Source organism: Xanthomonas sp. (genome assembly GCF_017163755.1).
GTDB lineage: Bacteria > Pseudomonadota > Gammaproteobacteria > Xanthomonadales > Xanthomonadaceae > Xanthomonas_A.
Window position 1 is genome coordinate 18,875 of record NZ_JAFIWC010000042.1, and the last position, 11,717, is coordinate 30,591.

General features: G+C 72.9%; 8 protein-coding genes and 2 tRNA genes. 8 read left to right on the forward strand and 2 right to left on the reverse strand.

Translation table 11 applies throughout. The features are described from left to right. Positions 1–58: 58 nt before the first annotated feature. The 5 genes from ptsP to JR065_RS20120 all read left to right on the forward strand — a co-directional run bounded on the left by ptsP (position 59) and on the right by JR065_RS20120 (position 7,686). Positions 59–2,581, forward strand: coding sequence for a phosphoenolpyruvate--protein phosphotransferase (gene ptsP / locus JR065_RS20100; RefSeq protein ID WP_206236261.1), 2,523 nt, complete (start codon positions 59–61; stop codon positions 2,579–2,581). Then, positions 2,578–3,531, forward strand: coding sequence for a 1-phosphofructokinase (gene pfkB, locus JR065_RS20105; RefSeq protein WP_206236262.1), 954 nt, complete (start codon positions 2,578–2,580; stop codon positions 3,529–3,531). The genes ptsP and pfkB overlap by 4 nt, the downstream gene beginning before the upstream one ends. Before the next feature lie 55 nt (positions 3,532–3,586). Further along, positions 3,587–5,299, forward strand: coding sequence for a PTS fructose transporter subunit IIC (locus tag JR065_RS20110; protein ID WP_206236263.1), 1,713 nt, complete (start codon positions 3,587–3,589; stop codon positions 5,297–5,299). A gap of 215 nt (positions 5,300–5,514) precedes the next feature. Next, a complete protein-coding gene (locus tag JR065_RS20115; RefSeq protein ID WP_206236264.1) occupies positions 5,515–6,783 on the forward strand; it encodes a carbohydrate porin in 1,269 nt (422 codons plus the stop codon). An 816-nt stretch (positions 6,784–7,599) separates the two neighbouring features. Then, positions 7,600–7,686 (forward strand) — tRNA-Leu (locus tag JR065_RS20120). A gap of 371 nt (positions 7,687–8,057) precedes the next feature. Here JR065_RS20120 and hemN read toward each other — a convergent pair. Then, positions 8,058–9,476: an oxygen-independent coproporphyrinogen III oxidase gene (gene hemN, locus JR065_RS20125; protein ID WP_206236265.1), complete on the reverse strand. Its 1,419-nt coding sequence runs from the start codon at positions 9,474–9,476 to the stop codon at positions 8,058–8,060. A gap of 45 nt (positions 9,477–9,521) precedes the next feature. Continuing rightward, entirely contained in the window at positions 9,522–9,962 is a 441-nt protein-coding gene (locus JR065_RS20130) for a group III truncated hemoglobin (RefSeq protein WP_241093796.1), read from the reverse strand. A 221-nt stretch (positions 9,963–10,183) separates the two neighbouring features. Between JR065_RS20130 and JR065_RS20135 the strand changes: the two genes are divergently transcribed. The 3 genes from JR065_RS20135 (at position 10,184) to JR065_RS20145 (ending at position 11,716) form a co-directional block, all read left to right on the forward strand. Then, positions 10,184–10,483, forward strand: coding sequence for a hypothetical protein (locus tag JR065_RS20135; RefSeq protein ID WP_206236267.1), 300 nt, complete (start codon positions 10,184–10,186; stop codon positions 10,481–10,483). Between the two features lie 11 nt (positions 10,484–10,494). Next, complete coding sequence (locus JR065_RS20140) at positions 10,495–11,607, forward strand: 4Fe-4S dicluster domain-containing protein (RefSeq protein WP_206236268.1); 1,113 nt, start codon at positions 10,495–10,497, stop codon at positions 11,605–11,607. Positions 11,608–11,643: 36 nt separating this feature from the next. Next, positions 11,644–11,716: transfer RNA gene (locus JR065_RS20145), tRNA-Gly, on the forward strand. Position 11,717 lies beyond the last annotated feature (1 nt).

Sequence of the window (11,717 nt, forward strand, 5' to 3'; positions counted from 1 at the left end):
TTGACTCGTGAGTGGGAACGTTCCCACAATCCACTCACTCACCGCCCGCCCACGAAGGATGCCCCGCGTGACCCAGACGAATTCCCCCGTATTGGTCGCCAGCGAGCTGGTCCGCGTCAACGTCCAGGCCCGCGACAAGGCCGATGCGATCGCCCAGGCGGCGCAGTTGCTGGTCGCCGCCGGCTGCGTGCCGCCGGCCTACCAGGCCAGCATGCTGCGCCGCGAGGCGCTGGCGAACACCTTCCTCGGCCATGGCGTGGCGATCCCGCACTGCACCGGCGAGGACCGCCACCTGGTGCAGCGCGACGGCATCGCGGTGCTGCAGCTGCGCGAGGGGGTGGAGTGGAATCCGGGCCAGACCACGCACCTGGTGGTCGCCATCGCCGCGCAGTCCGACATCCATATCGCCCTGCTGCGCCGGCTGACCCGGCTGATCCAGGACCCGCCGCGGCTGCAGGCGCTGTTCGCCAGCGACGACCCGCAGGCGATCGTCGACGCGCTGAGCCAGGACCCGGCGGTCGCCGCCGCCAGCGGCGCGCCGGTGGCCGATCTGGGCGAGCGCTTCGACTGGACCGTCGCCTACCCCACCGGCCTGCATGCGCGCCCGGCCACGCGCTGGGTGGAGACCGCGCGCGGCTACGCGGCGCGGATCCAGGTGCGCGCCGGCGACCAGGTCGGCGACGCCAAGAACCTGGTGTCGCTGCTGCAGCTGGGCCTGCACGCCGGCGACACGGTGACGATCTCGGCCGAGGGCCAGGACGCCGCCGCGGCGCTGGCGCGCTTGCGCGCGGTGATCGATGGCCTGACCGCGCAGGAGAAGGCCGACGCGCAAGCTGCGGCGTTGCGCCGCGCCGCGCCGGTCGCCGGCTGGACCCCGCCGCAGGCGCAGCCGGCGATCGTCGGCATCGGCGCCAGCCCGGGCCTGGCGATCGGCGTGGTGCACAAGCTGGCCGGCAACGACGGCCCGGTGCCCGACGCGCCGGTGCCGCTGAGCGACGGCGGCGCGCTGCTGCACGACGCGCTGAGCCGCACCCGCCAGCAGTTGCAGGCGGTCGAAGACGACACCCGGCGCCGCCTCGGCGCCGGCGATGCGGCGATCTTCCGCGCCCAGGCCGAGTTGCTCAACGACACCGACCTGATCACCCTGGCTTGCCAGCTGATGGTCGAAGGCCACGGCGTGGCCTGGTCGTGGCAGCAGGCGGTGGACCGGATGGCCAACAAGCTGTCGGCGCTAGGCAACGCGGTGCTGGCCGGACGCGCCAGCGACCTGCGCGACGTCGGCCGCCGGGTGCTGGCGCAGATCGACCCGGCGCTGGCCGGCGGCAGCCTGGAACACCTGCCCGACGGCCCGTGCATCCTGCTCGCCAACGACCTGTCGCCGTCGGACACCGCGCATCTGGACACCGCCCGCGTGCTCGGCCTGGCCACCGCGCAGGGCGGGCCGACCTCGCACACCGCGATCCTGTCGCGCACGCTGGGCCTGCCGGCGCTGGTCGCCGGCGGCGCCGACCTGCTGGACCTGGACGACGGCGCCACGGTGATCGTCGACGGCAGCAGCGGCCGCCTGTACCTGGCGCCGTCGGAGGCCGACCTGGCCTCGGCGCGCGCCTACATCGAAGACCAGCGCCAGCTGCGCGAGCGCGAGGCCGAGCAGCGCAACCAGCCGGCACGGACCCAGGACGGCCACGTCCTGGAGATCGGCGCCAACGTCAACCTGCCCGAACAGGTGCCGATGGCGCTGGCGCAGGGCGCCGAGAGCGTGGGCCTGATGCGCACCGAGTTCCTGTTCCTGGAGCGCGGCAGCACGCCCAGCGAGGACGAGCAGTACGAAACCTATCTCGCGATGGCCAGGGCGCTGGACGGGCGTTCGCTGATCGTGCGCGCGCTGGACATCGGCGGCGACAAGCAGGTCGCGCACCTGAACCTGCCGCGCGAGGACAACCCGTTCCTCGGCGTGCGCGGCGCGCGCCTGCTGCTGCGCCGCGCCGACCTGCTGCAGCCGCAGCTGCGCGCGCTGTACCGCGCGGCCAGGGACGGCGCCAAACTGTCGATCATGTTCCCGATGATCACCTCGGCCGCGGAGATCCTCGCCCTGCGCGCCGAGTGCGAGCGCCTGCGCGCGGCGCTGGACGCGCCGCAGCTGCCGCTCGGGATCATGATCGAGGTGCCGGCGGCGGCGATCCAGGCCGACGCGCTGGCACGGCATGCGGATTTCTTCTCGATCGGCACCAACGACCTGACCCAGTACACGCTGGCGATCGACCGCCAGAATCCAGAGCTGGCCGCCGAGGCCGACAGCCTGCACCCGGCGGTGCTGCGGCTGATCCGCACCACCGTCGAGGGCGCCGCGCGCCACGGACGCTGGGTCGGCGTGTGCGGCGGCCTGGCCGGCGACGCGTTCGGCGCCGCGCTGCTGGCCGGCCTGGGCGTGCACGAGCTGTCGATGACCCCGAACGACATCCCCGCGGTGAAGGCGCGCCTGCGCGGCAGCCGCCTGGACGCGCTGCAGGCGCTGGCCCTGCAGGCGCTGGACTGCGAGAGCGCGGCCGACGTGCGCGCGCTGGACGGAGCCGGCGCATGAGCGTCGCCGCCGTCACCGTCACCCTGAATCCGGCGATCGACCTCACCGTCGGCGTGGACCGCCTGCAACCGGGCCGGGTGCATCGCGCGAACAGCGCGGGCACGCTCGCCGGCGGCAAGGGCATCAACGTGGCCGCCTGCCTGGCCGATGCCGGCATCGCCTGCGCCGCGCTGGGCGTGCTCGGCGCCGGCAACGCCGCGGTGTTCGAAACCCTGTTCCGCGAACGCGGCATCGACGACCGCTGCCTGCGCGTGCCCGGCGACACCCGCACCAACCTCAAGCTGGTCGCCGCCGACAGCGGCGACACCACCGACATCAACCTGCCCGGGCTGCCGCTGGGCGCGGCGGAACTGCACGCGGTCGGCGCCCGCCTGGCCGGGTTGCTGCGCCCGGGCCTGCCGGTGGTGCTGAGCGGCAGCCTGCCCGCCGGCCTGGCCGAGGACAGCTGGCGCGCGTTGCAGGCGCAGGCCGCTGCCGCCGGCGCACGGGTGCTGCTGGACACCAGCGGCGCGCCGCTGCGCGAAGCGCTGGCCGCGCCGCGCGCGCAGCTGCCGTTCGCGATCAAGCCCAATCGCCACGAACTGGAAGACTGGGCCGGCGCGCCGTTGCATGAGCGCGGCGAACTGCTGGCCGCGGCGCGCGCATTGCTCGCGCGTGGCATCGAACTGGTAGCGGTGTCGCTGGGCAGCGACGGCGCGCTGTTCGTGCGCGGCGGGCAGGCCGTGTTCGCGCAGCCGCCGCAACGGGCCGGCGGCAGCACGGTCGGCGCCGGCGATGCGATGGTCGCCGGCCTGGTCGCCGCGCTGCTCGCCGATGCCGACCTGGAAACCTGTGCGCGCCAGGCCACCGCCTTCGCCGCGGCCACGCTGGCCAGCGGCGATGCGCGCCGGCTGCCGGGCGATCAGGTCGATGGCATCGCGGCCGCGGTGCGCATCGAGCCGCTGCAATGAACCCCACGTCGCCGCGGTTCCGCGCGCCGACGCCCTGCGTCCATCGGGAGCAAGCATGAATCCTATCTTCGTGGTGATCGTCGCCGGCGAGCGCAGCACCGAAGCCGTCCTGGCGGCCGAGGCGCTGCGCCACGCCGCCGCCGAACGCGGCGCCACGCTGCACGCCGAAGTGCGCACGCCGCTTGGCGTGATCGCACCGCTCGATCTGGCGGCGGCCGGCGGCGGCTATCCGCTGCTGCTGGTCGGCGATGGCGACGCCGACCACGCGCGCTTTGCCGGCACGACGCCGGCGCACGCCAGCCTCGACGCGGTGCTCGCCGACGCGGCCGGCGTCCTGGCGCCGTTGCTGGCGACCGCGGCGGGCACCGCGCCGGCCGGCGCAGCGGCCGACGGCGGCAAGCGCATCGTCGCGGTCACCTCCTGCCCGACCGGCATCGCCCACACCTTCATGGCCGCCGAAGGCCTGCAGCAGGCGGCCAAGGCATTGGGCCACCGGATCCGGGTCGAGACGCAAGGCTCGGTCGGCGCGCAGGACACGCTCAGCGACGCCGAGATCGCCGAGGCCGACCTGGTGCTGATCGCCGCCGACCGCGAAGTGGACCTGGCGCGCTTCGGCGGCAAGCGCCTGTACAAGAGCGGCACCAAGCCGGCGATCAACGACGGCCCCAACCTGATCCGCAAGGCGCTGGCCGAGGCCGGCGTGCACGCGTCCGGCGCCGGCGGCGCGCCGGCGGCCAGCGTGCGCGGCAGTTCCGCCGGCCCGTACCGGCACCTGATGACCGGCGTGTCGTTCATGCTGCCGTTCGTCACCGCCGGCGGCCTGCTGATCGCACTGGCGTTCGCGCTGGGCGGCATCTACGCCTTCGACGACGCGCACAAGGGCACGCTGGCCTGGTCGCTGTTCCAGATCGGCGCCAAGGCCGGCTTCACCCTGATGGTGCCGGCGCTGGCCGGCTACATCGCCTACTCCATCGCCGACCGTCCCGGCATCGCGCCCGGCATGATCGGCGGCATGGTCGCGGCCAACCTGGGCGCCGGCTTCATCGGCGGCATCTTCGCCGGCTTCATCGCCGGCTACGGCGTGGCCGCGCTGAACCGCGCGATCAGGCTGCCGCGCAACCTGGAAGGGCTCAAGCCGGTGCTGATCCTGCCGGTGCTCGGTACGCTGCTGGTGGGCCTGGCGCTGCTGTACGTGGTCGGCCAGCCGGTGGCCGAGCTGCTGGCCTGGCTCACCGACTGGTTGCGCGGCATGCAGGGCAGCAGCGCGGTGCTGCTGGGCCTGCTGCTCGGCGCGATGATGGCCTTCGACATGGGCGGGCCGGTCAACAAGGCCGCCTACGCGTTCTCCACCGGCCTGATCGCCAGCCAGGTGTACACGCCGATGGCCGCGGCGATGGTCGCCGGCATGACCCCGCCGCTGGGCATCGCGCTGGCCACCTGGGTGTTCCGCGACCGCTTCACCCGCGAAGAGCGCGGCACCAGCACCGCTACCGGCGTGCTCGGCCTGGCGTTCGTCACCGAAGGTGCGATTCCGTACGCGGCGCGCGATCCGCTGCGCACCATCCCGGCGCTGATGCTGGGCTCGGCGCTGGCCGGCGCGATCTCGATGGCCGCCGGCGCCGAGCTGAAGGTGCCGCACGGCGGCGTGTTCGTGCTGCCGATCCCCAACGCGGTGACCCATCTGGGCGTGTACCTGATCGCCCTGCTCGCCGGCAGCGTGCTCACCGCGCTCGCGCTGCGGGTGCTGAAGAAGCCCGTGACCGAATAGGCCTCGCCGCGCCGGTGCGCTACCGGCGCCGCGCACGGACGCGCTGCGCCTGCTGTCCTCGCTGCTACGTGGCCCGCGCGCCCGCCCCTGCCGAACGCGTTCCCGATTGAGCCGACCGCTCGATGCAGGCGCGTGCCCGGTGCGACGGCTTCCCTCCCCGCCCGCCGCCCCGGGTGCGCTCCTGCACACCCCACGAAACCCCAGGAGTCCTGCGCATGTCTTCCCTCCCCCTCGATCGCCGCCTGCCGACCCTCGCCCTAGCGCTCGCCCTCGCGCCGCTGGCCCACGCCCAGGACGCCGGCGATGCGTTCACACTCAAGCTCGCCTACACCGGCGAGGCCGCGGTGTCGCTCGATGGCGGCAAGGAACAGGGCAGCGCCTTCGCCGGACAGCTGATGCTCGGCACCGACGTGGACCTGCAGCGCCTGTTCGGCTGGAACGGCGCCACCCTCAAGGCCTACGCGATCAACCGCCACGGCACCAACCTGGCCGCCAGCGACATCGGCAACAGCACCTCGGTGCAGGAAATCTACGGCGGCCAGGGCACGCGGCTGGCCAACTTCACCCTGCAGCAGAAACTGTTCGACGACCGCCTGGAACTGGAGGCCGGACGCAGCGTGGCCAACATCCATTTCCTCGGCTCGGACCTGTGCGGCTACTTCCAAGGCAATTCGGCCTGCGGCAACCCGACCTACGTGTTCCGCACCAGCAACTTCACCTGGTGGCCGGTGTCCAGCTGGGCCGCGCACGCCAAGGCCTGGCTGACGCCGACCGTATACGTGCATATCGGCGCCTACGAGGTCAACCCGGTCCAGGCCGAAGACGGCGAGCACGGCCTGAACTGGAGCGCCCGCGACCGCACCGGCGTGATCGTGCCCTACGCGGTGGGCTACAAGACCGACGCGGCCAGCGCGCGCCTGCCGGCGATGTACGAACTGGGCGGCTGGCAGGACAACTCCGACTACCGCGATCCGCTGAACGACCGCAACGGCAACCCGGCCTTGCTCAGCGGACTGGGCTATGCCCCCCGCAACGGCCGCAGCGGCGCGTTCTTCCGCTTCGAACAGCAGGTCACCCGTCCCGACGCCGACGGCGCGCGCGGCCTGGTGCTGTTCGGCTCGGTGCTGAAGGGCACGTCCGGGCAGTTGATCGAAGACCACTTCCTGGAGCTGGGTCTGGTCCAGCGCGGCACCTTCGCCGGCCGCGACCAGGACAACATCGCCTTCGTCGTCACCCAGCAACGCTACAGCGGCGACGCGCTGCACAACCTGCGCCTGGCGCGCGCCGCGGCCGGCGGCAGCGGCACCCCGCACGCGACCCAGACCATGATGGAGCTGAGCTACGGCATCCAGCTCACGCCGCGGCTGCGCGTCGCGCCGAACCTGCACTACATCGTGCACCCGGACCAGTTCGACGAGCCCTCGCGCACGCGCGACCTGCCGAACGCGCTGATCGCCGGGATGCGGGTGGACTGGGCGTTGTAGCCGCCGTCCGGTGGGCGCGGACCGTGCGGACAGCGTGCGCATGCGCCGTGCGCCGGTTGAACCTGGTCAGGCGCGAGGGGCTGCAGCGGCCGGCCGGCCCCCGCTGCGCCGGCGGCGCGCTGCCGTTCGTGCCCAGCGCTATGCAAGTCTCGCGTTCGATGTGTTGGATCGACCATGGAGAGAGTCGCCTGCGCCGAGCGCGGCGACGGTAGCGAGGAATCGCGCGCCAGGGGACCACGTCGGCAGCAGTCCCGCGACCGCCCGCCCCCGTCGCCGGACCGCTTCGCGCCGTGTGCGCGCGCCGGCACCGCTGCGCGGCCTGCACCGTCGGCTGCGCGGCCTGCGCTGCCGCTTTACCGCGGACCGCGTTTCGGCCCGGTATCGTAGCGGCGCGGTGGCCGCGCATTGCGTCGCCCCGGGTCGCTGCGCAGTAAACGACAACGCCCCGGCGACGGGGCGTTGGCTCGACGAAGTCGCTTCGGCGGCAGGCGCTGGCGAAGCCGGCATGCAACGCGAGCGGGGAGATGGATAAACCGGCGAACCGAGATCCGTTCGGTTCCGTCGAAGCGCGCATCCCTGGCGCGGGAGCGATGACGTTGCCGGCGAACCATGATGCGCGCCGCCACGCGGCAGCGCGATCGGCCGATGCCGCGCGTCGCTGTAGGGATTTCCCGACGCCGCGCATGCGCTGCGGATGCGGCCGCGCCGGCGAACGCGTGCAACGGGTGGCGCGCGCTACGGCGAACCCGCGTTACCCGGCCCGCATCCGCGGGATTTCACAATTCCCGCGCGATCAGGCACGCTATCGGCTCCAGGGCCCGGATGGCGAAACTGGTATACGCAAGGGACTTAAAATCCCTCGACCGCGAGGTCATGCGGGTTCGACCCCCGCTCCGGGCACCACGCCATCGTGGCTGCGCTGCTGCATGCCGGGTTCGGTGGTCACTGCCACTGATCGGGACTCGGGACTCGGGACTCGGGACTCGGAAAGCCTGGCGTCGTCCGGCGCTGCTGCAAAGCCTTGTGCTTTCTCTTCTGTTCGCAGGCAGCCAGACCGGGCAAGGCGCGGCTCTGGGTGCCTTCGGACGCTCTGTCGCGCTGCAGATTTGTCGGTACGCGCTGTCGCGCCTGATGCCAGGTGGCCCAGCATCGTGCCTTCGGTGCCGGTTGCATGCACACGTCGCAGGTCGACCGCGTGGTGGCGATACGCCTTAGACGAGCTGCGTCGGCGGGCGGCGGGCGGCGGGCGAGCCGGGCGACCGCGACCGCGCCGCTCAGATCGCGCGCGAATAGCGCGCCGGTTGCGCCGGCTGCCGCAGATAGCGGTCGAAGCACATCGCGATCAGCCGCAGCAGCGGCCGTCCGCGCGCGGTGGCGCGGATCGTGCCGTCGCGGTACTCGGCCAGGCCGTCGTCGCAAAGCGGCGCCAGCGCCGCGAGTTCGTCGCGGAAATAGCCGAGGTCGATGCCGTGGCGGCGCGCCAGCGCGTCCAGGTCCACCTGGCCCTGGCACATCAGCTGCTGGATCAGCTCGGCGCGCAGGCGGTCGTCGGCGCTGAGCTGCAGGCCGCGCATCACCGGGCTGGCGCCGGCATCCACCGCCGCCTCCCACGCCGGCAGCTCGCGCTGGTTCTGGCTGTAGCTGTCGCCGATGCGGCTGATCGCGCTGACCCCGAGCCCCACCAGGTCGGTGTCGGCATGGGTGGTGTAGCCCATGAAGTTGCGGTGCAGACCGCCCTGGCGCTGCGCGCGCGCCAGGTCTTCCTGCGGCAGCGCGAAATGGTCCATGCCGATGTACTGGTAGCCGGCCGCCGACAGCTTGCCCACCGCCAGCTCCAGCAGCGCCAGTTTCCGCTCGGCGCCGGGCAGCTCGGCGTCGGCGATGCGCCGCTGCGCCTTGAACAGGTGCGGCATGTGCGCGTAGCCGTACACCGCCAGGCGGTCCGGGCGCACGTCGATCACCGTGTCCAGGGTGCGCGCGAAACCCTCAAGCGTCTGCCGCGGCAGTCCGTAGATCAGGTCGACGTTGACCGAGCGCAACCCGTGCACGCGGCAGGCACGGACGATGTCCAGGGTCTGCGCGACGCCCTGCACCCGGTTGATCGCCTGCTGCACCGCCGGATCGAAGTCCTGGATGCCCAGGCTGGCGCGATTGAAGCCCAGCGCCGCCAGTGCGGCGATGTCCTGCGGCGACACCGTGCGCGGGTCCAGCTCGATCGAGAAGTCGCGGTCGGCCGCCTCGCTAAAGCGGAACGACTGCGCCAGTCCCTGCAGCAGCTCGCCGAGCAGCTCGGGCGCCAGGAAGTTCGGCGTGCCGCCGCCCAGGTGCAGCTGCACCACTTCGCGCTGGCGGTCCAGCGACCCGGCCAGCAACGCCGCCTCGCGCAGCACGCGCTGCACGTAGGGGCGGCCCTTGCCGGTGTCGCGGGTGATCACCCGGTTGCAGCCGCAATAGAAGCACGGGTTGCGGCAATAGGGCACGTGCACGTACAGCGACAGCGGGCGCGCCTGGGCGTTGCTGGCGCGCACCGCCTCGTGCAGCTGCGCCGCGGCGAAGCCTTCCTGGAAGTGCGGTGCGGTCGGGTAGGAGGTGTAGCGCGGACCGGGGCGGTCGTAGCGGCGCAGCAGTTCGGCGTCGAACGCCCAGCTGCGCGCGGGGTCGGTGGCGATGACGGTGGCGGTGGCGGTGTCCATGGCGCACAGCTTGCGCGGCGCCGGGCCTGTGCGCCTTGACTTGGATCAATCGCGCTCGGGCGGCATGTCGTGCAACGGCCGCACCGGCTCGAACGGCCGCCAGCTCATCTGGTGGCGGCGCCAGAACGTATCGGCGATGCGCTCGGCGATGTCGTTGGCCAGCGTGCGCATCGGCGCATTGTCCAGTTCGGCGGTGGTGGCGCGGAACAGCGCCAGCCAGCGCTGGAACAGCACGGCGCTGAGCTCCTGCATCGCCATGTGCTTGGGCATCGGCGCGCCGCGGAAGCGGCGCGTGCCGCGCAGCATCGCCGACCAGAAATCCACCAGGTGCGCCAGGTGCGCGTCCCAGTCGTCGATGTGCCGCGCGAACAGCGCCGACAGTTCGGCGTCGGCGCGCACGCGTCGGTAGAAGGCATGCACCAGCGTGGCCACCTCCGCTTCGCTGCACAGCTCCGGTCCCGGCAGCGGTGCCATGTCCTCGACCATCTCGCTCTCCCGTGTGCGCCGCGCGCAGCGCGCGATGACCGTTGCAGTATCGGCCACGCGCCGCGCCATGCCTTGATCAGGATCAATGCCGCGCCCGATGCCGGCGCCTAGTCTGCGATGCATGGACATCGGCCGCCGCCGACGCGCGACGCTCGCGGTGCGGGCGCCGCCCTTCTCCACCGCCTTGGCGCCCGACGCCGCCTGATGGGTTCCGCCACGCCATGACCGCCAGCCACGATCCGCTGTTCCCTCCGCCCCGGCGCCCGCTGGTACAGCGCCTCGGGGTGATCCTGTGGCCCAGCTTCCTGGTGGCCGGCGCGACCAGCGTGGCGTTCTTCGCACTGGTCGACCCGCTGGCGCTGCGCGACATCACCTGTCCCGGGCTGCGCATCAGCCGCGGGTTCGGCTACACCGTCGGCTTCTTCATGTTCTGGCTGGCCACGCTGAGTTCGAGCGTGCTGACCGGGTTCCTGTCGCGGCCGCCGCCGCGCGCGGACGACGACGAACCGCCCCTGGACTGACCGGAACGACCATGCCGCGTCCCATCTCCGTTCGCTTGCTCGATCGCGCCGCGCCCGGCACCGCGCCGTCCCGGCCCGGCGGCCGCTACCGGCGCTGGCGCGGCGTCGCGATCCTGGCGCTGCTGGGCGCCTTCTGCCTGCTGCCGTGGGTGCGCTGGCATGGCCGGCAGGCGCTGCTGTTCGACCTGCCGGCGCGGCGCTTGGACGTGTTCGCGCTGGCCTTGTGGCCGCAGGATTTCGCCTGGCTGGCGCTGGCCGCGCTGGCCGCCGCGGCGGCGCTGGCGCTGTTCACCACGCTGGCCGGCCGCCTGTGGTGCGGCGCGGCCTGCCCGCAGTCGATATGGAGCGAGGCCTTCGCCTGGATCGAACGGCGTACCGCGCGGCGGCCGGCGGCGGCGCGGCACCTGGCCTGGGCGGCGCTGGCGCTGTGGACCGGGGTCAGCTTCGTCGGCTACTTCGTGCCGATCGCCGACCTGGTGGCGCGCCTGCGACCGTTCGCCTGGAGCGGCTGGGAGACGTTCTGGGTGCTGTTCTACGCGCTGGCCACCTGGGGCAATGCCGGCTTCCTGCGCAGCCAGGTGTGCCGCTACCTGTGCCCCTACGCGCGGCTGCAGCCGCTGCTGTGCGACCGCGATACGCCGGGTCCCGGCTACGACGCGATGCGCGGCGAGCCGCGCGGCGCGCGCATGCTCGGGCTGGGCAGCGTGTCCCAGCGCCAGCGGCGCCTGCTCGATCCCGCCACCGCGCACGACTACGCCACGCGCGCCAGCCTCTTCGCCCTGGCCTCGCACGAGGGCGTGCGCGACGACCTGCAGGCCGCCTACGGCGCGCTGCCCAAGTTCGCCGCCGAGCAGCTCGGCGATTGCGTGGACTGCGCCGCGTGCGTGGACGCCTGCCCGAGCGGCATCGACCTGCGCAACGGCGCGCACTACGCCTGCGTGACCTGTGGGGCGTGCATCGAGGCCTGCGACCGCAGCATGCAGCGCTTCGGCTTTCCGCACGGCCTGCTGCGCTACGCCAGTCCCAATGCGATCGATCGCCGCCCGCGGCGCTGGCTGCGGCGCCCGCGGGTGCTGGCCGGCCTGGCCGCGCTGGCGCTGCTGCTGGCGTGGTGGGCCAGTTGACACATTTCGCGTTCCCGGTAGAATTCGCGGCCTCAAGCGGGAATAGCTCAGTTGGTAGAGCGCAACCTTGCCAAGGTTGAGGTCGCGAGTTCGAGTCTCGTTTCCCGCTC